This window comes from Thioclava dalianensis, assembly GCF_000715505.1.
Lineage (GTDB): Bacteria > Pseudomonadota > Alphaproteobacteria > Rhodobacterales > Rhodobacteraceae > Thioclava > Thioclava dalianensis.
On the sequence record NZ_JHEH01000006.1, the window covers coordinates 85,045 to 109,234 of the forward strand.

The window sequence follows — 24,190 nt, forward strand, 5'->3', positions numbered from 1 at the left end:
CTTAGCCCGTGCCTAAGCCAGACTAATAGGAAAATTTCTTTTACCAAAGCGGATCCGGCGGCATTCATAAGTAGGCCCTGCGCGCGCACCTCTGGTATCCCACAAGGAGCCCTCAATGAACGAGACCACCCCAGTGACGATCCCCCGGATCGATCCTGCCGCCGAACTCGCCGCCACTGTTGCGGTCCCGTTTGAGCGCGCCTCTGCGATGCCGACCTCTGTTTACACGTCGAAAGCGTTTCTCGCGCTCGAGGAGGAGCGGGTCTTTGCCAAGAGCTGGGTCTGTGCGGGCCGCGCCGAGTCGCTCGACGGGCCGGGCGCCTATATGACAACCGAGATCGCGGGCGAGCCGATCATCGTGCTGCGCGATGCCAAGGGTGCGCTGCGCGCGATGTCGAATGTCTGCCGCCACCGGATGTCGACGCTTCTGGAGGGACGCGGCACGGCGCGGGTGATTACCTGTCCCTACCATGCCTGGACCTATTCGCTCGATGGCTCGCTGCGCGGTGCCCCGGCGATGGAGCTGAACGGCTCCTTTTGCAAGGAAAACTCGGGGCTGCCTGCGATCCGCTGCGTCGACTGGAAAGGGTGGATCATGCTGACCCTCGATCCCGATCTGGCGGAACCATCCGAGGTTTATGCCGAGTGGGACGCGCTTGTCGGGTATCTCGATATGGCCAGCTACCGCGAGACCTTCCGCGAAGAGCATCGCTGGAACACCAATTGGAAGATCCTCGCTGAGAATTTCATGGAGAGCTATCACCTGCCGGTCTGCCATGCGGGCACGATCGGCGGCGCGACCAAGCTTCGGGAGATGGTCTGCCCCGAGGGGTTTGCGAATTTCAACTTCCATCACATCCTTAAGGCCGATTCCGTCCCGCTGGCGCTCGCGCATCCGAGCAACACCGTCCTGCAGGGCGATGACCGCCGCCGCACGTGGCTGCTGGCGATGTATCCGTCGCTGATGATCACGCTGACGCCGGGCTATTTCTGGTATCTCTCGCTGCGCCCCGATGGGCCTGATCACGTGAAGATCCTCTATGGCGGGGGCCTCTCGCCCGACTTCCTTTCAGACCCCGAGGCGGAGGCGCATCTCTTGTCGCTCAAGACCCTGCTCGATGCGGTGAATGCCGAAGACAAGGGCTGCACGGAGAAAGTCTGGAAGGGCATGCAAAGCCGCTTTGCCAAGCCCGGCGCGCTGTCGCATCTTGAACGGCCAAACTACGAATTTGCGCAATGGCTCTCGCGGATGGTGCAGGCGGGCTGAGCCTGCCTTGCGTCGCAGAGATCACGCCGCGCGGGGCGGCAGGCTGAAGATAAAGCGGGTTCCGCGATCACAGGGGGCCAGTGTGACCTCCCCGTGGTGGCGGCGCAAAACCTGCTCGACAATCGCAAGCCCAAGCTCCGTGCCTTCGCCGTTGCGCAGCTGCGAGAAGCGCCGAAACACCGCTTCCGCCTGATCGAGCGGGATACCGATCCCGTCGTCTTGCACGGTGATCTGGGTCATCGTCGCCCCGCCATGGCGCAGGGCAGAGGCGGGATTGCGCAGATGCTGGGCGGCGTCGGAAATGAAGGCCTGATGTTCTTCGATGCTGTGACGCATCTGCAAGAGCCGCCTGTTGAGGGTCGTGACGATGCCCAGAACCTCCTTGGGCACAGGGCGTCGGATACGCCCGAGATCGTCGGGCGAGCGTTTCTCGATTGCGGCCTGAAGACCGTTCAGTGGACGCAGGCCGATCTGGACGCCGACCCAGATCAGCAGGCTCAAGACGCCCATCAAACAGACGATCACGGCCGCTGACCGTTGGGCCAATTGACGTGCAAAGGCGCGGCGATCCCTGACGCGCTGCCAGACCGTCACAACGGCTTCTCCGGTCATAGTGCCGATTATGTGTCGTTCCTGCATGCGCAGAACGCGCATCAATTCGCCCCGATACTCCGCCAGATAGTGGTAGGGTTTGTCCTGCGGCGCTGCCGTTTCGGGGCGCGGCGGATAGGCGTAGTCGGTCACATGGTAGAACACTTCTCCGCCGCCTGCATCCGAGATGATATCGCGAGTGCTTGGCGACAGTGCATCGCCCTCAGAGATTGCGACATCGCGCGAAATTGCAAGCGCTGCGGAAAGGAGGCTCTGGTCAAAGAGCTCGTCGGAGGTGCGCTGCCCCGCCGTGAAGCGCCACCATCCAAGCAGGACCAAGACCAATAAGAGCGGCGGGAGGATGACGAGAAACAGCCGCATCCGCAGAGAGATGGCCTTGGGCTGCGTCGTCATCTCTCTGCGACCTCAAGCATCCGCGAGCCGTCTTGATCTTGATCCCGTAGGGTTTAAGCCGTTTGCGCAGCCGCGAGACATGCGACTCGATCGCGTTCCCTTCGGCATCCGAGCCCGTGCCGTAGAGATGCGTCATCAAGGCCGATTTGGAGCCGATCCGATCACGGCGTTCGAGCAGGCATTCCAGCGTGGCGATTTACTTTCGTGGAATGTCGAGCGCGGTCTCGTCATGCCTCAATTGGCAGCTGGTGCGGTCGAAGACGAGCGGGCCGAACGTGTCGCGCGCCATGAACTCGAGATTCTTGCGCCGCGCCATCGCGCGCAGCCGGGCCTCCAGCTCGTCCATCTCGAAGGGTTTTGTGAGATAGTCATCCGCCGTCATGCAGAAGATCAACGGCATGGCCGCGGTCTCGCAGGCGGAAGGCGATGGCGCGGGACAAAGCCTCATTATCTTCGATGACAGCGATGCGTATGGTTGCTTCTTTGTCATGATGCGCAAGGTTCGCGCAGGTTAGGACGGAATGTTGCGCATGTAGGAGGAAGGATACGTCTCTTTTGGAGAGTAACGGCACACCGGTGGGCTTCGGGCCAGCCCGGTTCAAAATGTCTAAGGGAGGACACGAATGACCATCAAGCAATCCGTCTATTCTGCGGCGGCACTCGCCTTCCTGCCGCGAGGCACGCCGGATGAGGTGGTTCGGGCCTACACCAAAGCCTTCGACGCCGTGCGCAACCGCCCGGACTTCAAGCAGATCGCGAAACAGCAGGTTGGCGATTGCGAGGTATTTGTCGGCGAGGGTGCCAAGCGGGCCACGAAAGAAGGCACGACAGTGTCTCCTGAGGCCAAAGCCTATGTGACCAACTGGCTGTCCGTGCGCTGCTCGCTGATCGGCGTCGTTGTCGGCGTGATCCCGGGGCTGGGTGGCTCGGTCGTTGGTTGGATCGCCTATGGGCATGCCGTCCAGACCACCAAGGACAAGTCGAATTTCGGCAAAGGCTAAATCCGCGGCGTGATCGGGCCGGAAAACGCGAACAACGCCAAAGAGGGCGGCAGGCTGCTTCCGACGCTGCTGTTCGGTCTTCCGGGTTCGGGCTCGATGGCGATCTTCATCGGCGCGCTGGCCCTGCTGTGCATCGCAGCCTCGGGCTGCGTCAGGCGAAATCGATCATGGCCGAGGGCGATGTGGAGTCCGGCTCCAAGCGCGCCCGGCTGATCTTCCTGCTGGTGATCGCGCGGGCACAGGATTTCGGTCTGACGGGCTATGAGAGCGCGGCAGAGCTTGACGCAAACACCGCATTTCTCGCGTGCATGGAGGTCGCGCGTCTCAAGGCGGGCGCGGCCATGGGCATTGGCGATGTGACGAAATCGGTCACGCCGAAATTCGGTCTGCTCGCGCCCGCGAAGGCCGGCAGCACCATCGCGACGCGCTATTTCATGCCGTGGAACACGCATCCGTCGTTGGCGGTCACCGGGTCGCAATGTCTTGCCTCCTGCGCGCTGACGCCCGGCACGGTGACCGCTGAGGTGCTTGCGCGCAGGCAAATTCCCGTCCTGTTGTCGCATTGAGAAGCCCATGACCCATTTCAAGAAACTGAGCCGCGCCCGTCAGAATCTGGAGGATACTCGCAAAGAGATCGTCGCGAAGATCGCCGAGGACGAAGGCAAAACGCCCGAACTTGCGCTTCTGCATGAACGTGTTAGCAAGGCGATCAAAGCGTTTCACGGACAAGGATAGGTGCAGTGAAAGTCCATATTCTTGACGACTGGTTCGATACGCTGCGGTACTTGCCTTGTTTCAAGATTTTGGACGGCCACGATGTCACGGTCTGGACCGATCACGAGCCCGATGAGGCGGCACTTGCGGGCAGGCTCGCGGATGCGGATTGCGTGGTGCTCTTTCGGGAACGCACGAAAATCACCCGCGGCTTGCTGGAGCGACTGCCCAAGCTGCGGCTGATTTCTCAGCGGGGCACATGGCCGCATGTCGATGTGGAGGCCTGCAGCGCGCGTGGTGTTTTGCTGTGCTCGAACACGGGCGGGGATGGCGCGAATTGCGCAGCCGCCGAGCTGAGTTTCGCGCTGATGCTGGCCGCAATGCGTCAGCTTCCGCAGCAGATGGCCAGCGTCAAATCCGGCAATTGGCAGATGGGCGTCGGGCGCGGCCTGCGGGGGCGGGTACTCGGCCTTTACGGATACGGACGGATCGGGCGTGCCTTGGCTGACTACGCCCGGGCCTTCGGGATGGAGGTCATCTGGTGGGCGTCAGAGGCCGGGCGCGCACGTGCCTTGGCCGATGGGGCGAACGTTGCCGAGAGCCGCGCGGCCTTCTTTGCGCAAAGCGACATTGTCTCGCTGCATCTGCGTTTGACGCCCGAGACCCGTGGGATCGTGACAGCCGAAGATCTCGCGCAGATGTCGCCGCGCTCCGTGCTGGTGAACACCTCGCGGGCGGGGCTGATCGCGCCGGGCGTGTTGCTGGAGGCGCTCAAGGCCGGACGCCCCGGGCAGGCGGCGGTGGATGTCTTTGATCGCGAGCCCGAGACCAATGCAGCCGACCCGCTGCTTGCGCATCCAAACCTCATAGCCACGCCCCATATCGGCTATGTGACCGAGGATGAGTTCGACAAGCAGTTCTCCGATATCTTCGCGCAGGTGAAGGCCTATGCCGAGGGTGCGCCGATCCACATGGTCAACCCGTCCGCCGCTGCGCGATGACCTTCGCCACCACGGGCGCGCCAACGATCACGAGCAAGATGCGCGTCAGGTGGTGGGTGATGACAAAGCCCAGATCTGCCCCTGTGACAATCGCAAGCACCGTCATCTCCGCCTGACCGCCGGGGGCAAAGGCCAGAAAGGCGGGCACGCGCTCGCCCAGTCCCAAGACGGTCACCAAACCGGAAAACCCGGCAGCCAGTACGGCCAGCACCGGCGCATAGGCAATGCCTGCCGACACGATGCGGCTCTTTCCAAGTCACGCCGAGGAAATGCACGCCGATTCCGCAGCCGATGAAGACTTGCGCCGCGAGGGTCGCCTCGGCAGGCGGGCGGAAATGGATGATGCCCGGGAGCGAGAGCGTCGCCGTCACGATCATCGAAGCCCCGACCGCCACCCCAAGGATCGTGCGTGCGCCGACGGAGATCCTGCCGAAACTCTGTAGTGGCAGATGCGCCAGCGCGCCTGCGAGGCAAAACGCCATCGCGCCGAAGAGGAGGAGCAGCGGCAGGTCCAGCGCCCAGGAAAGCGCGGTGCCCGCGGCGGCCCACACAAAGGTCAGGCCGCGCCGTTGCATGGCACCCGCGAATATGTGTCTGCGCCAACTGGCCTCCTCTTCGTCTTGACGACTCTTGCATGCAATTGTATCCAATGGGATACAATATGGATGCGGAGAGCAAAATGGCGAATGAAGATGGCAGCACGCCGCAGGGAAACACGGCCTATGACCGTCTGCTGACCGAATTGCGCGAAGGGCGTCTCAACCCGGGCGATCGCTTGCGGGAAACCGAGCTGGCCGAGCGTTTGGGCATGTCGCGCACTCCCGTTCGCGAAGCGATCCGCAAGCTTGAGGCGGATAACATCGTCAGCCATGTCGCGCGGCAGGGCGCCACGATCCGCAGGCTCGACTATGCCGAGGTCATGGAGCTTTACGAGATGCGCGCCGTGCTCGAAGGCACCGCCGCGCGGCTGGCCGCGCGGGCTGCCTCGGATATCGAGATCGAGGAGTTGATCGAGATGAACCAGCAAATGGCCAAGCTGGGCAGTGCCCCCGAGGCCTTCATCCTGAACCGGCAATTCCACGCGGCCCTTCTGGATGCGGCCAAGAACCGGTTTCTCGCCCGGTCCATCCACACGCTGCAAAAGGCGCTCATGATCCTCGGCCCGACGACGCTGACCGAGCCGGACCGTGCAGAAAAGGCGGTCGAGGAGCATTTCGGCATACTCGATGCGATCAAGGCGCGTGACGGCGCGCTCGCCGAGGCCGCGATGCGCGCGCATATCGAGGCGGCGCAGCGGGTGCGCGTGCGCGCGCTGCGCTCTGAGCCCGGCCAGACCCCGAGCTATGACGGAGATCTGCTGTGAAAACTGTTTCACCGCAACCCGATATTGCGGTCATTGGCGGCGGGAATGCGGCGCTTTGTGCGGCGATTGCGGCCGCCGAGGCCGGGGCGCGCGTGGTGATTCTGGAAACCGCGCCCAAGCCCTACCGGGGCGGAAATTCCCGCCACACGCGCAATTTTCGCTGCATGCATCGTGGCCCGCTGGGTCCGCTCACGGATAGCTACACCGAGGAGGAATATCTCGCCGATCTGATGAAGGTCACCGGCAGCAAGACCGATGAGGGGCTGGCGCGGCTTGCGATCCGAAGCTCTGAGGCGTGCCTGCCTTGGATGGAGGCGCATGGCGTGCGCTTTCAGCCCTCGCTCTCGGGCACGCTGTCGCTTGCGCGGACCAATGCGTTCTTTCTGGGCGGCGGCAAGGGGTTGGTGAATGCCTATTACCGCACGGCAGAGGCGCTTGGGGTTCAGGTCGAATATGAAGCCGCTGTCACCCATCTGGAGATCGACGACGATCGCGTCACGCATATCGAGTACACGCAGACTGGCGAGACGCGGCGTATCAACCCGAAATCGGTCGTGGTCGCTTCGGGCGGCTTTCAGGCCGATACCGATTGGCTCGCGCGCGCATGGGGGCCAGCTGCGAAGAACTTCCTGATCCGGGGCACGCCCTACAATCGCGGAATCGTCTTGGCCGATCTGCTGGGGCAGGGCGTCGAACAGGTGGGCGATCCGACCCAATGCCACGCGGTCGCCATCGATGGGCGCGCGCCGAAATTCGACGGCGGTATCGTCACGCGGCTCGATTGCGTGCCGTTCTCCATCGTCGTGAACAAGAACGGCGAACGCTTCTATGACGAGGGGGAGGATGTCTGGCCAAAGCGCTATGCGATCTGGGGTCGCCTCGTTGCGGCGCAGCCCGATCAGGTGGGCTATGTCATCATCGACGCGAAATCGCTTGAGCTGTTCATGCCCTCGGTCTTTCCGCCGATCAAATCCGAGACGCTCGAAGGTCTGGCGGTCGAGATGGGGCTGCCCCCTGCGGCTTTGACCAAGACCGTGGCCGAGTTCAACGCCGCCTGCGGCGACACGTCGGGGTTTCATCCGACCGAGCTCGATGGCGTGTCCACCACCGGGATCACCCCGCCCAAGACCAACTGGGCGCGCCCGATCACCGACCCCCCATTCTACGGATACTCGCTGCGCACCGGCGTGACCTTCACCTATCTGGGCCTGAAGGTCGACGCGCGCGCGCAATGCTCCATTGGAGATCGCCCGGTCTCGAACCTTTGGGCCGCGGGCGAAACCATGGCCGGGTCGATCTTGGGTCAGGGGTATCTCGCGGGGTTCGGCATGACGATCGGCACTGTTTTCGGACGTATCGCAGGCAAAGAGGCCGCCGCCCATGCAAACTGAATTTCTTGAAGAGGCGCGCCGTCAGGCCGAGATCTGCAACGCGTGCCGCTATTGCGAAGGCTATTGTTCGGTCTTCCCCGCGCTCCATGCCGAGCGCGCCTTCAGCGATGGCGATCTGACGCAGCTTGCCAATCTGTGCCACAACTGCCGCGGCTGCTATTACGCCTGCCAATATACGGCGCCGCATGAGTTTGCCCTCAATCTGCCGCAGGCGCTGGCGAATGTACGGCAGGACAGCTGGGAAGAGTTTGCCTTTCCGCGCGCGGCCGCGCACGTCTTCCAGAAAAGCGGGCTGCGCATCGCGCTCGCGACCGTGCTGGGCTTTGCGCTGCTGATCTTGGCCATGCGGGCGATTGCGAGTGCGGGCGGCAACGGTTTTTACGCGGTGATGGCGCATAACACGATGGTGGCGATCTTTCTCCCGGCCTTCCTGTTCCCGCTTCTCAGCATTGCAATCAGCTTGCGGCGTTATTGGCGGGCCGTCGGGGCAGGCCCGCTGCGGATCTCTGATCTGCGGGCGGGCTTTGCGGCTGCGGCGAATATGCGCGATCTCAAGGGGGGGCATGGCGATGGGTGCAATTTCGAGGACGAGGACCGTTTTTCCCACGCCCGCAGGTTCGCGCATCAGGCGGTGATGTATGGCTTTCTGCTCTGTTTCGCCGCCACGAGCGTGGCCACTCTGATGCATTATGTGCTGGGCATGTCCGCGCCTTACCCGTTCTGGTCGCTGCCGAAGCTCTTTGGGGTGTCAGGCGGCGTGCTTCTGAGCCTGGGTTGCATCGAGATGATCCGGCTGAAGCTGAAAGCCGACCCAAAGCTTGGTGCCTCGGGCGCGACGAGCGGCGAGCTTGGCTTTGTCGCTTTGCTGGGCTTCGTGAGCCTGAGCGGCTTGGCGCTTTATGCGCTTGGTCAAACCGTGCTAATGCCGAGCCTGCTCGCTCTGCATCTCGGGGCTGTGCTCGCGTTCTTCCTGCTGACGCCGTTTTCCAAGATGGTCCACGGCTTCTATCGCCTCGCGGCACTGGTAGCTGATGCGCAAAAGAAAAAGGGCTGACGGGCGCGCTCGGCGCCTGTATCCTCGCCTGATGGAACACGTGATCGCCACCGCAAACATCTGGTGGCCGGCCAGCTTATAGGCGGCCGGACGTTTCATGCGAGTTGGGCCGCCGCGAAGGCGGCCTTTGTTTTCCAGCTTCCTGCGTGCGCGGCTGGAGTTGCAAGACAGCCATGAGACTTATCTGCTTCTGGCCGATCTGTTGCCCGAGGCGCAGGCGATCATCCCGCGTGCGGGCCGTCTGCCCGGCGTCGATGGAAAGGCCAAAATGTCGAAATCGGGGGGAAATGCGATTCCGCTTTCGGCAACCCCCGATCAGATCTCGGCGGCGGTGCGCGCGATGGTTACTGATCCGGCGCAGCGCTTGCTCAGGACCCGGGCTTAGTGCGCGACGTGATACGGGCGGGCACGGAACGTGCGCGAGAGGTGACGGATGCGACGAAAGCGGAGGTGGTCGAGGGGCTTGGTTTGTTCACGCTATGACGCCTGACCGGTGCGGTCGAACCAGACCAGATGACGCGTATCTTTCCCAAGATCGAGGAGGGCAGGCTCTTCGAGGCTTTCTGACGTCTTGGCGCAGTTGGCTAGGTCTCGGTGTTGCACGGTTGCTTCCTTTTCAGGACAACGCAACGGTGGGGATGCAGTCGACAGATCCCAGTCGCGGATCTCCGAGGGCTCGTTCATCCGCGTCCGCTTTGGGACATCGCGTTGCGTCGCAGTTCGTCGCGGAAGAGACGCTCGCCGCCGAAAAAGCGGAGACGGGCTATTTCTGGGTGTCCGGGTTTAGTTAAGCCGCTGAAGGTGGCGCGTCAGAATCGCGGCTGCCGACGTGGCGTCTTGGCGCCGGATCGCGCTCATGATCCCATGGTGGTCCTTGTCGATCCGAGGCCGCCAGCGCGCTCGGTAGTGGACCAGGATATAGCGTGCCGCGAGGTTCTGCATATTCTCGACCGATTCAAGCAGGCGTGGCATTTCACAGGCCTCGTAGATCTTGATATGGAACGCGCGGTTCTGCTCTTCCCAGTCGTAGATATTGGAGGCCTGATCGCAGGCTTGGCGCAACTCGTCTGCCTGACGCACCTGCGTTGGCGTCAGATTGGGCACCGAATGCAGGAGCGTGAGCGGTTCGAGCGCCAGTCGCATCAGTTTCAGCTCGCGTTGGGCCAGCGGATCGAGCGGAGCGACGTGAACCCCCTTGTTGGGTCGCGATACCACGAGCCCGCGCGCGGAAAGTCTGAGCAGGGCTTCGCGTACCGGGACATGGCTCACGTTGAACTCGGCGGCGACATAGTCCTGCCGCAGCCGTTCGCCTGCGATCAACTCGCCACGAATGATGCGGCGGGCCAATTCATCTGCGATCAGTTCGGGCGTGGGCGAGGCGGGAATGGTTCAGGCTTTCGAGGGGGGCGCGCTGGCCGAAGGTCCGGGCTTGCGGGCAATACAACACGACGGGCGATAGGTCAAAGTTACAGGTCCCTGACGATCCATCCGTTTCATCAGGTGACGCAGGCGCGGCACCGACAGTTGCCCGCCCATCAAACCGTTGACGCCGGTCGCACGTAGATGCCCGAACAGGGCCCGCGCATCGGCGAATTCGAGGCGGATGGTCTCATCCCACGCAGCGATCACCTCCATCTTCCGAGGCATGTCATGGCACAGCCCTATTGCGTCGCGATAGGAGGGGGCGCCAGCGGCAAGTCCCAGTCGCGCGAGTTCCGGGAAATTCCCCGGGCCGAAACTGGTCACGGCGACGAGCCCGCCGGGGACGAGGTTTTCTGCCGCCTTGTCAAGCAGATCGCGCGGTGCGCCCAGCCATTGGAGCATTGAGGCAGAGGCAACCAGATCGAGCCGCTCCGGCCAGTCGATCTCTGTTGCATCGCCCCTGAGGGCGTGGACCCGCGTCTGCTCTGGCCATTGCAGGTCGGGCAGCGGCGCTGCGAGGTCGTTGAGCCAGATCTCCTTTGGCGTCAACGGCAGGAGGTGGCGGGTCAGAAAGCCGGTGCCATGACCAAGTTCGATCACGCGAGGCTTTGGGGGCATGATGGGATTGAGGCGTTCGCTCAGCCGTGCCGCGATCTGCGCCTGCACCGAAGCGGCCTCGTCATAGCTTGCCAGATGGCGCGAGAAGCCTGCGGCGATGCGCTCTTTCATCGAGTGATCTCCTGCCAGTCCTGCCAGTGGCCGAACGGGAAATGGCCCGTGTCCACCCAGTCGATCGGACGGCCTTGCCAGGCGGCTGTCATTGCGTCGGCGGGAAAGATGCGATCCTTGCGCGCCGCTATGATCCGGTCGAATACGCAGGGCGACGCTGCGGGCCGGGTCTTGAGTGCGCGCAGCTCGTCGCCAAGGGCAGCTAGGTCGGGCGCCTGCGGCTTCGGCAAGCCCGCCCGACGCGCGAAGCGGGCAAGGCTTCGGAGGTCGAGACCGACAATGGTGCCATCGTAGATGTCCTCGCCAATCGTGAGGCGCGGGTCGGTCGAGCCGCAGATCGCAATGGCACGATCGGGGCGCAGATTGCCCAGATGCCGCGCCGCCACCGCCACACCCATCGAATAGGCGACAAGCGTGACCCGGTCATGCCTCTGCAACCATGCTGGATCGAAGGTCTCGTCACGGTAATCGCTCAGGATCAACAGGTCACTGTCGCCCGCCAGACGCGCGATTTCGGCGGTTTCGGTGGCCCAGCCTGAATAGAACAATACCAGATGGGCATGCCCCCGCTGCTTGATCCAATGCGCCTGCATCACAGCCCTTTCGTGATGGTCAGCATCGCATGCGTGACTTTGCTCAACTCGTCGGGTTCGATGCTCAGGGGGGGCATGGCGTAAAGGAGCCGTCCCAGAGGGCGCAGCCAGACCCCGCTTTCGACACAGACCTGATGCACGCGCTCGACCGGAAGGGGGGCATCCATCTCGATGACGCCGATCGCACCGAGCGTACGTAAGTCGCGCACACCGGTGATGGCTCGGGCAGGGGCCAGTTCGATGGCAAGCTGTGTCTCGATGGCGCGGGCACGGGCGGACCAGTCGCGGCCTTTCCAGAGATCCATCGCGGCCGAGGCCACCGCACAGGCCAGCGGATTGGCCATGAAGGTCGGGCCATGCATGAGCGCGCCGACATTCGCGGCCAGCTCCTTGGTCGTGATCGTCGCGGCGAGGGTCATCAGACCGCCGGTGAGCGCCTTGCCGAGGCACAGGATGTCGGGGGTGACGCCCGCCGTCTCCATCGCAAAATCCGCCCCCGTGCGGCTGAACCCCGTGGCGATCTCGTCGAAGATCAGGTGGATCCCGAAGTGGTCGCACAGGGCGCGCAATCCGCGCAGGTAACCCGGGTGATGGAAATGCATTCCGCCGGCCCCTTGAACGATGGGTTCGATAATGAAGGCCGCGATCCGGTCACCGTGGGTCCGGAACAGCGTCTCGACCTCTGCCAGCCCGTTGCGCGCAGGATCCTCGCTCCACGGCGCATCGTAGGGGATCGGCGGGCGCGAGACGAAGTGCTGCGCCTGCAGAGCGCGTCCGAATTGGGTATGCATCCCGGTCTCTGGATCGCTCAGGCTCATGGCCTTCCACGTATCGCCATGATAGCCGCCCCTCGCGGTCGCGAAATCCGTGCGGTGGGGGTTGCCTCGGTTTACCTGGGACTGGGTGGCCATTTTCACGGCCACCTCGACCGAGACCGACCCGCTGTCGGAATAGAAAATCTGATCGAGCCCGGCGGGCATGGCCGCGACGAGGTGTCGGGTGAGATCGATCACGGGTTGATGGGTAAGGCCTGCAAACATCACATGCGGGAGGATCTCCGCTTGGTCTTTGAGCGCCTGCACCAGTGGCGCCGGCGCATGGCCGAAGGCCACGGCCCACCACGAGGACATGGCGTCGATCATCCGTCGTCCATCGTCGCAGGTCAGCCAGATTCCTTCCGCCGCGACGATCTTATGCAGGCGCTGTGGAAGGGCACGTTCGGTATAAGGGTGCCAGACATGCGCCTGTTCGAAAGCCATGTCCGTCATTGCAGCGCTCCAGCGATGCGATCAAGGTCCAGCCGCTGGGCCGCATCGCGCAGTGTCTGTATCGTCAGATCGGAGATCAGGGGCAGTCTGCCCAGCATCGGCAGGGTCGCGATGCGACAGATAGTGTCCTGACTGTCGGCCATCTCGTCGCCGACGAAGGCGATGCCAACGAGCGGCACATCTCGGGCCCGCAGGGCTTCGACCGTCAGCAGGCTGTGATTGATCGTGCCGAGCGTGGTGCGTGCGACGACGATAACGGGCGCGCCCCATTCCGCCATCTGGTCGGCATAGAGACGGGGGCCATTCAGGGGCACCAGCGCACCGCCCGCGCCTTCGATGACGAGAGGGCCTGTCACTTGAGGCAGCTCCAGAGGGCCGATCTCGACCCCGTCCAGTTGAGCTGCGAGATGGGGCGAGGCCGGGGTGCGCAGGCGCCACGCCTCGGGCAGGGTGGGTCGCCCCGTCAGGCGCGCGACGGTTTCGCTGTCGGTTTCCTCGTCCAGCCCCGCTTGCACAGGTTTCCAGTAGCTTGCCTGAAGCGCCAGTGTCAGCGCCGCGCTGAAGACGGTCTTGCCGATGCCGGTATCGGTGCCGGTGACAACGATGGGTGGCGTCATGGGGTAAGCTCCGGTGCAAGAGTGGCTAGGGTGCTGAACAGGGTGTCGATATCGCGCGGTTGCAACCGGCCTGTCAGCGATATCCGCAGCCGCGCGGTGCCTCTGGGCACCGTCGGCGGGCGCACGGCCCGCAGGTCGAGCCCTGCCGCCTGCAGCCTCTGCGCGAGACGGATAGCGGCAGGATCATCGCCGACGATCAGCGGTAAAATCTGGCTGCCGGAATGGCGCAGGCCGATGCTTTCCGCCGCTTGATGGGCGCGCTGGCGGAGTGCTGCGGCATGGTTTCGCCATTGCGGCTGGGTTTGCAGTAGACGCAGTGCGCACCGCACGGCGGCCGCCATCAGCGGCGAGGGCGCCGTGGCATAGATGAAGGGTCGGGCCCGGTTGATCAGAGTTCGGATGACGACACTGTCGGCACAGATCAGCGCCCCGCTCGCCCCGAGCGCTTTGCCGCAGGTATGGATCACGATCATCGGCACGTCACAATCGCTCGGCGCGAGGCCGCGGCCATTGGCGCCGTAAAGGCCGGTCGCATGGGCTTCGTCGAGGATCAGTGTGGCATCATGCTTCCGGGCGATCGCAACGAAATCCGCCAGGGGTGCGAAGTCGCCATCCATTGAATAGAGCGTCTCCAGTGCCAGCCAGACCCGGCCTTTGCCGCCTCGCTCACGCCAGCGTCGGATCTGGGCGGCGGCGTCGCGTGCGTCGTTGTGACGAAAGCTGCGCTGCTCCGCCGATCCCAGTCGCATGCCCTCATGCATGCTGGCGTGGACCAGCGCATCATGCAGGACGAGATCGCCGTTCATTGGCAGGCAGCTTAGCAGCGCCTGATTGGCCTGAAAGCCACCGCCCATGTAGAGACAGGCTTTAGCCCCGAAGAAAGCGGCGGCTTCGGCTTCGAGCCGCTCGAATTCCGCGTCATTGCCGCGCAGTAGCCGTGAGCCGCCGGACCCGACGGGGACACCGCGTGCCAAGGCCTCCGAGACACTCTGGGCAAGCTCTATGGAGTCGCGGAGCCCCAGATAGTCGTTCGATGAGAAATCGAGCCCTCTCCCGGGAGCAAGCGCACGCAGTCGCCCACGGGCTTCGAGTTGCTCGAGGCGCAAGGCGTGACGAGGATAAGGGGTCATGGCTGATCCGCGATCTCTTGCAGAGCTTCAGGCTTTAGCCCGAGTCGGGCAAAGAGCTTCGCGTCTTTGCTGTCCTCAGGGTTCCCGGCGGTCAGCAGCGTATCGCCCACGAAGATTGAGTTGGCTCCCGCGAAGAAACACATCGCCTGCAACTCGTCGGACATCGCGCTACGTCCGGCCGAAAGGCGAACATAGGAGCTCGGCGCAAGAATCCGCGCCGTCGCGATGGCCCGCACGAGCTCGAACGGATCGAGCGGCGGCGCGTCGGCCATCGGGGTGCCTGGCATCGGGATCAACAGGTTGATCGGGATGGACTTCGGAGGCTCCGGCAGATCGGCGAGGGTCTGGATCATGCTGATACGGTCGTCTTTGGTCTCGCCCATACCCAAGATGCCGCCCGAGCAGACATTGATCCCCGCCTGTCGCACGCGCTCCAGCGTGTTGATCCTGTCGGCGAAGCTGCGGGTCGAAACGATCGAGGAATAAAAACCCTCGGAAGTGTCTATGTTGTGGTTGTAGTAATCGAGCCCCGCTTGCTTGAGTTGCATCACCTGTTCGTCGTCCAGCATCCCGAGGGTCATGCAGGTTTCCAGCCCCATGGCCTTGACCCCCTCGACCATGGCGATGACCGCGGGCATGTCTCGTTGCTTGGGCGAGCGCCATGCCGCCCCCATGCAGTAGCGCGTGGCACCCGCCGCCTTGGCCCTGCGCGCTTCGGTGAGAACTCTCTCCACCTCCATCAATTTCGATGCGCTGAGTGCGGAGCCGTTGCGCGCTGATTGCGCGCAATAGGCGCAATCCTCGGGGCAGCCCCCGGTTTTTATCGAAAGCAGCTTGGCGCATTGGATCCTGTTCGGATGGAAGTTCGCTCTGTGCACGCCATGGGCACGGAACAGCAGGTCCATCAGGGGAAGATTATAGATTTCGTGTGCTCGATCTTTCATGGCGACCCAATTTTTGAATGTGGTCGTCAGAAGATGACGCGGCGCGGCATATCTCAATTTGCAAAGAAATCTATTGTTTGCGCGCGGAGAGATTCAGATAAGATTTTGAAGTAAAATGAAAATTATCCATAACGTAACATGCGCGAGGCGCAGAGAGTCGCAAATTCAATCTATTATCTATGATCTGACTTAACGTGCCGTGATGCGCAAAGAGGGGCCCCTTGGGGGTCTCTGGTTTGTGCCGCCTTGTGCTGTGTCTTGAAAAAGCCGGTCCTTCGCCTTGCGGGCAAAGGAGCACGCAAGGGGCTGAGAGTGAGTTCTACTTTGTCTGATCGAGGATGGCGGTACCCAAAGGCGCGCTATCGGCACATTTCACCAATCCGGCGATTTTCAGGATGGTGGTGACGGCGTTCCCAAGGGACATCGCGAGCAAATGGCAGGTCGCAACCCGTTCAGGGCAGTGGAAGTTGCACGACGCGGTCGCGTGATTTTTCGGATCTCTTCACGTGGAAAACTTCAATCCGCGCAGTCGAATTCCTGTGTCATCCACTGACGGCAAAGCGGCCAATAAGAAAGCTCATGGGCATGTCGTGAAGACGCATGGGCAGCGCGAAACACTATGCGCTGCCCTACACCGGTTTAGAAATCGAGGTTTGCGACCGTCAGGGCGTTTTGCTGGATGAACTCGCGGCGCGGTTCGACGACGTCGCCCATCAGCTTGGAGAAAATATCCTCGGCCTCGGCCACATCCTCGATACGCACCTGCAAGAGCGTGCGGGCGGAAGGGTCGAGCGTGGTTTCCCAAAGCTGCTCGGGGTTCATCTCGCCCAGACCTTTGTAACGTTGCAGGCTGAGGCCCTTTTCGCCTTCCTTGAGGATCGCGTCGAGCAGTTCCAGCGGGCCGTGAATGAGGATCCCGCGCTCTTTGCGCATCAGCTTGGCGGGGCGATTATAGACCTCGTTCATGCTCTCGGTGTGCTGACCGAGGCGACGGGCCTCGCCCGAGCGCAGAACGGCACCGTCGAGCGTGCGGACCTCTTCGACGCCGCGCAGAATGCGGGTCATGCGCAGGCCATGATCCTGGGTCGGACGTCCTTGCCAGCCACGCTCATATTCCAGAGCGACCAGATCAAGCCGATTGGCAACTGCATCCGCGACGCCCTGTGCGTTTGCATCAAGCTTGCCGGGCTCCATGGCTCCTGCGATCGCCGCTTGCTCAAGGATATGGCGCGGATAATGCGTCGGGAAGGCGCCGAGGATGCGCTTGATCAAGCGGGCCTCTTCGACGACGCGCCGCAGATCCTGCCCCGAGATTTCTTCGCCGGTATTGAGCCGCAGCACCGCACCGTCGACGCCCTGATCGATCAGGTAATCTTCCAGCCCGGTCTGGTCCTTGAGGTAGACCTCGGATTTGCCGCGCGCGACCTTATAGAGCGGCGGCTGCGCGATATAGAGATAGCCGCGCTCGATCAGCTCGGGCATCTGCCGGAAGAAGAAGGTCAGCAGCAGCGTGCGGATGTGTGCGCCGTCGACGTCAGCATCGGTCATGATGACGATCTTGTGGTAGCGCAGTTTGTCGATGTTGAACTCGTCGCGGCCAATGCCGGTGCCGAGTGCTGTGATGAGCGTGCCGATCTGATCCGAGCCAAGCATCCGGTCGAAGCGCGCCCGCTCGACATTGAGGATCTTACCGCGCAGCGGCAGCACAGCTTGGTTCTTGCGTTCGCGGCCCTGTTTGGCCGAACCGCCAGCGGAGTCCCCCTCGACGAGGAAGACTTCGGAGAGGGCAGGGTCTTTCTCCTGACAATCGGCGAGTTTGCCGGGCAGGGAGGCCACGTCCATCGCGGTTTTGCGACGGGTTAGTTCGCGTGCTTTGCGGGCCGCTTCGCGGGCCAGCGCCGCCTCGACGATCTTTCCGACGATCTGCTTGGCCTCGGTTGGGTTTTCCTCGAACCATTCAGCGAGCTTCTGGTTCACGAGGTTCTCGACCGCGGGCCGGACCTCGGAAGAGACCAGCTTGTCCTTGGTCTGGCTCGAGAATTTCGGGTCGGGCGCTTTGACCGAAAGTACGCAGGTGAGGCCTTCGCGGGCGTCATCGCCAGTGAAATCGACCTTCTCGCGCTTGGCGATGCCGCTTTCCTGCGCGTATTTCGTGATGGTGCGCGTCAACGCGGCGCGGAAGCCCGCCATATGGGTGCCGCCGTCGCGCTGCGGGATGTTGTTGGTGAAGGGCAGAACCGTCTCGTGGTAGCTGTCGTTCCACCACAGCGCGACCTCAACACCGATGCCGCGCACCTCGCCGACCATGTAGATCGGCTCGGGCATCACAGAGGTCTTGGACCGGTCGAGATATTTCACGAATTCGCGCACGCCGCCGTCATAATGCAGCTCGACATGCAGCGGCTCGGCGGGGCGCTCATCCTCGATCAGGATGCGCACGCCGGAATTCAGGAAGGCCAGTTCACGCAGGCGCTTTTCAAGCGTAGTGAAGCTGTAATCGAGGTTCGAGAATGTCCCCTCTTCGGGGTCGGTCTCTTTGTTGGAGGCCATGAACCGGACCTGCGTGCCCTTTTCGCCGGGCGCATCGCCGACGACGTGCACATGCTCGACGCATTCGCCATGCTCGAACCGGGCCTGATAGATCTTGTCGTCGCGCCAGACTGTCAGCTCAAGCCAATCCGAAAGCGCGTTGACCACGGATACACCCACGCCGTGCAGACCGCCCGAAACCTTATAGGCATTGCCGTCGGTATCGGTGTTGTTGAATTTGCCGCCTGCATGCAACTGGGTCATGATGACCTCGGCCGCCGAGACGCCCTCTTCCTCGTGCATGTCGACCGGAATCCCGCGCCCGTTATCGCGCACCGAGACCGAGCTGTCGGCGTGAATTTTGACCGTGACGTAGTCGGCGTGACCGGCCAGCGCTTCATCGATCCCGTTATCAACGACCTCATAGACCATGTGATGCAGACCCGAGCCGTCATCGGTGTCGCCGATATACATGCCGGGCCGCTTGCGCACGGCCTCCAAGCCTTTGAGAACCTTGATAGAATTGGCGCCGTAACTGTTGTTGTTCGGAATATTTTCGGCCATGCCCGCCCGTCCTTATTTATCTGTGGATTTTATAGGCTACAGGGCGGGCAATGTCACGCCCGCGACACAAGTTTTACTGGGCTCAAGTGAATGCGATCAGCACGCCCACGGCGATCATCAGCGCGCCTGCGATCCGGTTGAGTCGCGCCAGCTTTCCACGGCTGGCCACGAAGTTTCGGATCCGGTCCACGAAGCTTGCGAGAACGAGGTTTCCGGCCAGCGGCACGATGGCGGAAATCAGGCTCACCAGCGCGATATCGGCCCATGTCATCGTGGCAATCGGGAAGAAGCCCGGCAGGATGCCCATGTAGAACAAGATCGCCTTGGGGTTGCCGATGATCACGATCAGGCCGGCGATAAACCCCGCCCATTTCCCGGGCCGTGTGAGGCGGGAATCCTGGCTGATCTTCATCTCGGCATGGCGGATGAGCAAAATCCCCATCACGACGAACACCGCCACCGCGACCCAGCGCAGAACGATCAGGAAATAGGAAAACTCCTGCACCAGCCAAGACACGCCGAGGATGGCGAGCGCAGGCCAGAGGATGTCGCCCACGGTCACGCCCAAGGCCAGCGGCCAAGCCGCTGCAAAGCCGCCCGACATGCCGCGCGCCAGCAGGGCGAGCCAAACCGGGCCGGGGGTCATGAACAGGACGACAAGCGCGCCCGCATAGAGCGAAGTCTGCGCAAAAGTCAGTGTGATCACAGCGTCAGGTTCCCGTCTTCAGCCAGCGGCCAGAACGGGTTATGCGCCAGTTCCCAGACATGCCCGTCAGGATCGGCATAATAGCCCGAATAGCCGCCCCAAAAGACCTTCTCTGGCTGCTTCAGGGTCTTCGCTCCCGCCTCGATCGCGCGCGCGAACGCCTGATCTACATCCTCGGGAGAGGCGAAATTCTGCGCCAGTGTCATCGCGCCGGTGCCCAGCTCTGTCTCTGGGCGGTTTTGATCTTGGGCCAGATCCGCCCGCCCGAACAGTCCGAGCACAAGCCCGTTCATCTGGTAGAAGGCGATGGCTTCCTCCTCCTGCGCGGGCTGCCAGCCAAGCGCTGCGTAAAACGCCTTGGCACGCGCGAGGTCTGCGACGCCCAAGGTGATCAGGGTGACGCGCTGAACGGGGTAGCTCATGGGGAAGTCTCCTGTGTCTGCGAGCCCTCGGGCCCCTCCGTCACCTCGATATACTGTCCGCGCGCGCCGAGACTGTCGAACAGCTCCGCCCCGGTGCCGGTCATCAGCACCTGAGCGTCGAGCGCGCAGATCTCGTCATAAAGCGCCGCCCGGCGGGCGGAATCCAGATGGGCTGCGACCTCGTCGAGCAGCAAGACGACATCTTCGCCCCGCAGGGCGCGCGCATTGGCGAGGATCAACGAGATCAGCAGCGCCTTTTGCTCGCCTGTCGAGCATTGTGCGGCGGGGGCGTCCTTTTCGGCATAGATCGCTTGCAGATCGGCACGGTGGGGACCTTCGAGCGTGCGGCCCGCCGCCATGTCGCGCGGGCGGTTGGCATCAAGCGCTGCGGCAAGATCCTCGGGGCCTTCGTTTTCCAGCGTCAGTGTGGCTGCGGGAAAGGCGGTGGCCGAGCCGTCTTGCGCGTGTGCGATGCGGATCAGCGCCTCGGCCCGATTGGCCCGGATCGCGCCTGCGGCCTCGGCCATCTGCACCTCGAGCGCATGATACCACGTCGGATCGCGCACCATGTCCTTGAGCAGCCGGTTGCGCTCGCGCATCGCTTTGTCATAGGCGAGCGTCACCTCGGCATGACGCGGCACAAAGCTCATGACCATGCGGTCGAGAAAGCGGCGGCGCCCCTCGGCGCCCTCGATCCAAAGCCGGTCCATCGCGGGGATCAGCCAGAGCACGCGCAGGATCTGTGCCAAGGCGATCTGTGGCGCGGATTTGCCGTCGATCTCGACGCGGCGCGGCTCGCCGGGCAGGGCTGAGGTCTCGATCTCATGGGCGTCGGTTGTGGCGCGCAGCTTCCAGCCAACCGCCTCGGCGCGCCGCATCAGCTCATCCGACTGCGCGCGGCGCAGGCCCCGCCCGGGCGAGAGCAGCGAGACGGCCTCAAGCAGGTTCGTCTTGCCCGCGCCGTTGGGGCCAAAAATCGCCAAAGGCCGCCCGTCAAAGGCGACCTGCGCGCGACGATGCGAGCGGAACTGCAAAAGCGTCAGATCCCGCAGCATCGCGCCTCGATGTCCTGATGGAAGAAAAAGAGCCCTGCGCTCACACGCGCATCGGCATCACGACATAGACCGCCGACGTGTCGCCACCCTCGCGCATCAGCGTCGGATCGCCCGAAGAGTTGAACAGGAACACCGCGTTTTCACGGTCCACCTGATCGGCGATCTCTTGCAGATATTTGGCGTTGAAGCCGATTTCCAGCGGTTCGTCATTATAGGCGACGACCAGCTCTTCTTCGGCGGCACCCGCATCTGGGGCGTTGACCGAGAGCACCAGCTTGTCGGCCTCAAGCGTCAGCTTTACCGCGCGCGAGCGTTCCGAGGATACCGTGGCCACACGGTCCACGGCCTTGGCGAATTCCTTTGCGTCGACTTCAAGCTGACGGGTGTTTCCAACCGGAATCACACGGGTGTAGTCGGGGAAGGTGCCGTCGATGACCTTGGAGGTCAGCGTGATCACAGGGGTGGCAAAACGCACCTTGGTTTCCGAGACCGACACCGCGATATCCTGATCTTCGTCATCGAGCAGTTTGCGCAGCTCGCCCACGGTCTTGCGCGGAACGATAACGCCGGGCATCTCCGATGCGCCCTCGGGCAGGGCGGCGTCGATCCGCGCCAGCCGGTGACCATCGGTCGCCACGCAGCGCAGCATCTGACCCTCTTCGCCGGTCGCCACATGCATATAGACGCCGTTGAGGTAGTAGCGGGTCTCTTCGGTTGAGATCGCGAATTTCGATTTGTCGAAGAGGCGCTTGAGCACGCCTGCCTTGGCCACGAAATTCGCCGCATATTCCGACGAGGCCATGACCGGGAAATCTTCTTTGGGCAGCGTCGCGAGGTTGAAGCTCGAGCGCCCCGCCTGCACGCTGAGACGGCCTGCCGCGGGATCATCCGCGATCGAGACCAGCGCACCATCGGGCAGTTTGCGCACGATTTCATGCAGCATCAGCGCCGAGACGGTGGTGGCGCCCGCCCGTTCGACCTGCGCATTGGCCTTGTCGACCACCTCGATATCGAGATCGGTCGCGCGGAACTGAACCGTGTCGCCCTCGGCTTCGATCAGCACGTTGGCAAGGATCGGGATCGTGTTGCGGCGCTCCACGACGGACTGGGCTTGCGAAACGGCCTTGAGGAGCACAGCGCGTTCAATGCTGAATTTCATGTCGATCCCTCATGAGTATCCGGGGGAGGCAACGTAGCACCTCACCGCGCCGGCACAATAGATTTTCCGAGACATTCTGTTGCTTTGGCCGGAGCGTCAAGCCCGCGCCCGGAAATCAGCTTTCCAGAAGCCGCCGCAACAGGTCGATATCTTCGGCAAGTTGCGTATCGGACGCACGCAGCTCCTCGATCTTGCGAATTCCATGCATGATCGTCGTGTGATCACGGCCACCGAACCGCCGCCCGATATCGGGCAGGGAGCGGGTGGTCAGCGATTTCGACAGGAACATCGCGACCTGACGGGGCCGGGCGATGGCGCGCAGCCGCTTGGGGCCGACAAGATCGGACAGGCGCACATTGTAGTGCTCTGCCACTTTGCGCAGGATTTCTTCGACCGTGACCTTGCGCTCGGATTGCCGGAGCTGGTCCTTGAGGCAGTCCTGCGCCAGATCGAGCGTGATTTCCTTCCCGATCAGCGAGGCATAGGCGAAGAGACGCGTCAGCGCGCCTTCGAGAATGCGCACGTTCGAGGTGATGCGGTGGGCAAGGAACTCCAGCACGCCGGGGGCGATCTGAAGATCGGGGTACTGGTTGCGGTAGCCGTCGGTCTTGGTCTGCAAGATGCCAAGGCGCAGCTCGTAATCGGTCGGGTGCAGGTCGACGACGAGGCCGCAGGACAGGCGCGACTTGATCCGCTCTTCGAGATCCTTGATTTCGCCGGGGGCGCGATCCGCGGAGATCACGATCTGCTTGCCCTGATCGACCAGCGCGTTGAACGTGTGGAAGAACTCTTCTTGCGTGCTTTCCTTGCCCGCGATGAACTGCACATCATCGACCATCAGCACGTCGATGGAGCGGAACATCTCTTTGAAATCCATGATTTGCTTGTCGCGCAGGGCTTGCACGAAGCGATACATGAACTGCTCGGCGGACAGGTAGAGCACGCGCAGATCGGGGCGTTGGACCTGCAGATCATGGGCGATCGCATGCATCAGGTGGGTTTTGCCGAGCCCCACACCACCGTAGAGAAACAACGGGTTAAAGGTGACCGGGCCACCCTCGGCCACACGTTTGGCGGCGGCATGGGCCAGCTCGTTGGGCTTGCCGACGACGAAATTGTCGAAGGTGAAGCGGGCATCGAGCGGGGCACCGGGCAGCGTCTCTTCCGAGCCCGTGCGGGGCTGATGGCGCGGGCTGGATGCGGCAGGCCGCGCGGTGGGCGCCGGGGCCGCGTTGGCCGGACGCGTGTTCTTCATGACCGAGATTTCGACCCGTTCGACGATCACACCCGCCGAGCGCATTTCGCGCAGGATCGGTTCTGCGAAATTGCGCGACACCCAGTCGCGCATGAATTTCGTAGGTGCGTGGAACGACGCGACACCGTCCGTCAGTCCAACCGGCTCCAGCGGCGCAATCCAAGTTGTAAAATTATTCTGTCCAACCGCTCTTTGAAGCTGATTGCAGACCTGCCCCCAGGTTTCGTCTGTCATTGTCCCGCCCATCAAAAACACAAATCAGTCGCGTTTTGCGTAGCCATTGGGTCGACACGGAAAGAGCCATTGGCAGCAGCTCGAACCGTGCAACAGGACATACTTCACCCGCCGGCAAATCTGCCGGTGACTGGCATTAGCTGCCGATCTGAGAGCTAGGAACCCTCTCGAATCGGAGTCGCATTTCTTCAAGTCATCGTTCTGGCGTTATATCGTTGTTACGGCAGACTTTATCGCCAGCGATGTACTTCGAGAATGCGTCATGTCCCCCAAGGCGACGTGAATCGCAATGAGAAGCTAGCAATTTGGCAGGAGCACAGGCAACTGACCTTTTCACTTGACGGCGGATTCTCAAAAACGAATCTCGGTGGGCTGCGCAAAACTGCAACACAATTATAACAAGTATCTGAAATCTATTTAAAAACTAAAAAGGCGCCCTGTGGGCGCCTTAAAATCTCGGGAATTTAATGCCGATTGGCAATTAGGCCGAAAGGGCCTTCACGCGCGAGGAGAGACGCGACATTTTACGGGCGGCGGTGTTCTTGTGAACCACGCCTTTGGTGACGCCACGCATCAGCTCGGGCTGGGCGGCGCGCAGAGCGGCGGTCGCGGCAGCTTGGTCGCCCGAAGCAATCGCTTCCTCGACTTTGCGCAGGTAGGTGCGGATGCGCGAGCGACGTGCTTTGTTGATGTCTTGACGGCGCTCGTTCTGACGGGCGCGTTTCTTGGACTGGGGCGTATTTGCCATGGTGTTTTCCCACTTTCCG

The 24,190-nt window shown here is 62.6% G+C and carries 26 protein-coding genes and 2 pseudogenes; 10 read left to right on the forward strand and 18 right to left on the reverse strand.

Annotated features, from left to right (window positions below):
- Window positions 1-115: 115 nt before the first annotated feature.
- Window positions 116-1,267: an aromatic ring-hydroxylating oxygenase subunit alpha gene (locus DL1_RS07090; protein WP_425441847.1), complete on the forward strand. Its 1,152-nt coding sequence runs from the start codon at window positions 116-118 to the stop codon at window positions 1,265-1,267.
- A 21-nt stretch (window positions 1,268-1,288) separates the two neighbouring features.
- Here DL1_RS07090 and DL1_RS07095 read toward each other — a convergent pair whose 3' ends face one another.
- The 3 genes from DL1_RS07095 to DL1_RS22045 are packed head-to-tail and all read right to left on the reverse strand — an operon-like array spanning window position 1,289 to window position 2,654.
- Entirely contained in the window at window positions 1,289-2,239 is a 951-nt protein-coding gene (locus DL1_RS07095) for a sensor histidine kinase N-terminal domain-containing protein (RefSeq protein ID WP_245739608.1), read from the reverse strand.
- Window positions 2,136-2,408 (reverse strand): helix-turn-helix domain-containing protein, encoded by a 273-nt coding sequence (locus DL1_RS22040; protein ID WP_245739607.1) that lies wholly within the window; start codon window positions 2,406-2,408, stop codon window positions 2,136-2,138. The genes DL1_RS07095 and DL1_RS22040 overlap by 104 nt, the downstream gene beginning before the upstream one ends.
- Window positions 2,409-2,468: 60 nt before the next feature.
- Window positions 2,469-2,654 carry a response regulator transcription factor gene (locus DL1_RS22045; RefSeq protein WP_074854923.1) on the reverse strand — a complete coding sequence of 62 codons (186 nt, stop codon included), beginning with the start codon at window positions 2,652-2,654 and terminating at the stop codon, window positions 2,469-2,471.
- Here DL1_RS22045 and DL1_RS22225 point away from each other — a divergent pair.
- From DL1_RS22225 to DL1_RS07115, 5 genes and pseudogenes are all read left to right on the forward strand, one after another.
- Window positions 2,653-2,787 (forward strand): hypothetical protein, encoded by a 135-nt coding sequence (locus DL1_RS22225; protein ID WP_281244628.1) that lies wholly within the window; start codon window positions 2,653-2,655, stop codon window positions 2,785-2,787. The genes DL1_RS22045 and DL1_RS22225 overlap by 2 nt on opposite strands.
- Window positions 2,788-3,126: 339 nt before the next feature.
- A pseudogene (locus DL1_RS21950) lies at window positions 3,127-3,402 on the forward strand (tripartite tricarboxylate transporter permease); the annotation flags it as partial.
- Window positions 3,402-3,839, forward strand: a complete 438-nt coding sequence (locus DL1_RS07110; protein WP_038064266.1) for a PrpF domain-containing protein — start codon at window positions 3,402-3,404, stop codon at window positions 3,837-3,839. The pseudogene DL1_RS21950 and the gene DL1_RS07110, both read left to right, overlap by 1 nt.
- Window positions 3,840-3,846: 7 nt before the next feature.
- Window positions 3,847-4,008, forward strand: a complete 162-nt coding sequence (locus tag DL1_RS21530) for a hypothetical protein (protein WP_156022721.1) — start codon at window positions 3,847-3,849, stop codon at window positions 4,006-4,008.
- Between the two features lie 5 nt (window positions 4,009-4,013).
- Window positions 4,014-4,988 (forward strand): D-2-hydroxyacid dehydrogenase family protein, encoded by a 975-nt coding sequence (locus DL1_RS07115; RefSeq protein WP_038064268.1) that lies wholly within the window; start codon window positions 4,014-4,016, stop codon window positions 4,986-4,988.
- Here DL1_RS07115 and DL1_RS21185 read toward each other — a convergent pair.
- Window positions 4,963-5,470, reverse strand: a pseudogene (locus tag DL1_RS21185) (AbrB family transcriptional regulator). The gene DL1_RS07115 and the pseudogene DL1_RS21185 overlap by 26 nt on opposite strands.
- 197 nt (window positions 5,471-5,667) lie before the next feature.
- On the opposite strand from DL1_RS21185, the gene DL1_RS07125 reads away from it, so the two are divergent.
- The 4 genes from DL1_RS07125 (at window position 5,668) to DL1_RS07140 (ending at window position 9,181) form a co-directional block, all read left to right on the forward strand.
- Window positions 5,668-6,351, forward strand: coding sequence for a GntR family transcriptional regulator (locus DL1_RS07125; RefSeq protein ID WP_038064487.1), 684 nt, complete (start codon window positions 5,668-5,670; stop codon window positions 6,349-6,351).
- Complete coding sequence (gene tcuA / locus DL1_RS07130; protein WP_038064270.1) at window positions 6,348-7,742, forward strand: FAD-dependent tricarballylate dehydrogenase TcuA; 1,395 nt, start codon at window positions 6,348-6,350, stop codon at window positions 7,740-7,742. Before DL1_RS07125 ends, tcuA begins: the two co-directional genes overlap by 4 nt.
- Window positions 7,732-8,796, forward strand: a complete 1,065-nt coding sequence (gene tcuB, locus DL1_RS07135) for a tricarballylate utilization 4Fe-4S protein TcuB (protein WP_038064272.1) — start codon at window positions 7,732-7,734, stop codon at window positions 8,794-8,796. Before tcuA ends, tcuB begins: the two co-directional genes overlap by 11 nt.
- 127 nt (window positions 8,797-8,923) lie before the next feature.
- Window positions 8,924-9,181 (forward strand): hypothetical protein, encoded by a 258-nt coding sequence (locus DL1_RS07140; RefSeq protein ID WP_038064274.1) that lies wholly within the window; start codon window positions 8,924-8,926, stop codon window positions 9,179-9,181.
- Between the two features lie 398 nt (window positions 9,182-9,579).
- Here DL1_RS07140 and DL1_RS07145 read toward each other — a convergent pair whose 3' ends face one another.
- The 14 genes from DL1_RS07145 to rpsT all read right to left on the reverse strand — a co-directional run bounded on the left by DL1_RS07145 (window position 9,580) and on the right by rpsT (window position 24,171).
- Window positions 9,580-10,143: a GntR family transcriptional regulator gene (locus tag DL1_RS07145; protein ID WP_245739606.1), complete on the reverse strand. Its 564-nt coding sequence runs from the start codon at window positions 10,141-10,143 to the stop codon at window positions 9,580-9,582.
- A gap of 42 nt (window positions 10,144-10,185) precedes the next feature.
- Window positions 10,186-10,947 carry a methyltransferase domain-containing protein gene (locus DL1_RS07150; RefSeq protein ID WP_051693403.1) on the reverse strand — a complete coding sequence of 254 codons (762 nt, stop codon included), beginning with the start codon at window positions 10,945-10,947 and terminating at the stop codon, window positions 10,186-10,188.
- Window positions 10,944-11,540 carry a pimeloyl-ACP methyl esterase BioG family protein gene (locus tag DL1_RS07155; RefSeq protein WP_038064279.1) on the reverse strand — a complete coding sequence of 199 codons (597 nt, stop codon included), beginning with the start codon at window positions 11,538-11,540 and terminating at the stop codon, window positions 10,944-10,946. Before DL1_RS07155 ends, DL1_RS07150 begins: the two co-directional genes overlap by 4 nt.
- Window positions 11,540-12,808, reverse strand: coding sequence for an adenosylmethionine--8-amino-7-oxononanoate transaminase (gene bioA / locus DL1_RS07160; RefSeq protein WP_038064281.1), 1,269 nt, complete (start codon window positions 12,806-12,808; stop codon window positions 11,540-11,542). The genes DL1_RS07155 and bioA overlap by 1 nt, the downstream gene beginning before the upstream one ends.
- Window positions 12,805-13,425 (reverse strand): dethiobiotin synthase, encoded by a 621-nt coding sequence (bioD, locus tag DL1_RS07165; protein ID WP_038064284.1) that lies wholly within the window; start codon window positions 13,423-13,425, stop codon window positions 12,805-12,807. The genes bioA and bioD overlap by 4 nt, the downstream gene beginning before the upstream one ends.
- A complete protein-coding gene (locus DL1_RS07170; protein ID WP_038064286.1) occupies window positions 13,422-14,555 on the reverse strand; it encodes an 8-amino-7-oxononanoate synthase in 1,134 nt (377 codons plus the stop codon). The genes bioD and DL1_RS07170 overlap by 4 nt, the downstream gene beginning before the upstream one ends.
- Window positions 14,552-15,499: a biotin synthase BioB gene (gene bioB / locus DL1_RS07175; protein WP_051693415.1), complete on the reverse strand. Its 948-nt coding sequence runs from the start codon at window positions 15,497-15,499 to the stop codon at window positions 14,552-14,554. Before bioB ends, DL1_RS07170 begins: the two co-directional genes overlap by 4 nt.
- Before the next feature lie 639 nt (window positions 15,500-16,138).
- Window positions 16,139-18,592 carry a DNA topoisomerase (ATP-hydrolyzing) subunit B gene (gene gyrB / locus DL1_RS07180; RefSeq protein ID WP_038064288.1) on the reverse strand — a complete coding sequence of 818 codons (2,454 nt, stop codon included), beginning with the start codon at window positions 18,590-18,592 and terminating at the stop codon, window positions 16,139-16,141.
- 82 nt (window positions 18,593-18,674) lie between these two features.
- On the reverse strand, window positions 18,675-19,295 hold the full coding sequence (locus DL1_RS07185; RefSeq protein ID WP_038064495.1) for a LysE family translocator: 621 nt from the start codon (window positions 19,293-19,295) through the stop codon (window positions 18,675-18,677).
- Window positions 19,295-19,720: a VOC family protein gene (locus DL1_RS07190; RefSeq protein ID WP_038064289.1), complete on the reverse strand. Its 426-nt coding sequence runs from the start codon at window positions 19,718-19,720 to the stop codon at window positions 19,295-19,297. Before DL1_RS07190 ends, DL1_RS07185 begins: the two co-directional genes overlap by 1 nt.
- Window positions 19,717-20,775 carry a DNA replication/repair protein RecF gene (gene recF, locus DL1_RS07195; RefSeq protein WP_038064291.1) on the reverse strand — a complete coding sequence of 353 codons (1,059 nt, stop codon included), beginning with the start codon at window positions 20,773-20,775 and terminating at the stop codon, window positions 19,717-19,719. The genes DL1_RS07190 and recF overlap by 4 nt, the downstream gene beginning before the upstream one ends.
- Window positions 20,776-20,815: 40 nt before the next feature.
- On the reverse strand, window positions 20,816-21,934 hold the full coding sequence (dnaN, locus tag DL1_RS07200; RefSeq protein WP_038064294.1) for a DNA polymerase III subunit beta: 1,119 nt from the start codon (window positions 21,932-21,934) through the stop codon (window positions 20,816-20,818).
- A 115-nt stretch (window positions 21,935-22,049) separates the two neighbouring features.
- On the reverse strand, window positions 22,050-23,423 hold the full coding sequence (dnaA, locus tag DL1_RS07205) for a chromosomal replication initiator protein DnaA (RefSeq protein ID WP_038064296.1): 1,374 nt from the start codon (window positions 23,421-23,423) through the stop codon (window positions 22,050-22,052).
- Between the two features lie 481 nt (window positions 23,424-23,904).
- The gene (gene rpsT / locus DL1_RS07210) at window positions 23,905-24,171 is read right to left on the reverse strand and encodes a 30S ribosomal protein S20 (protein ID WP_038064298.1); all 267 of its coding nucleotides are present in this window, start codon (window positions 24,169-24,171) and stop codon (window positions 23,905-23,907) included.
- Window positions 24,172-24,190 lie beyond the last annotated feature (19 nt).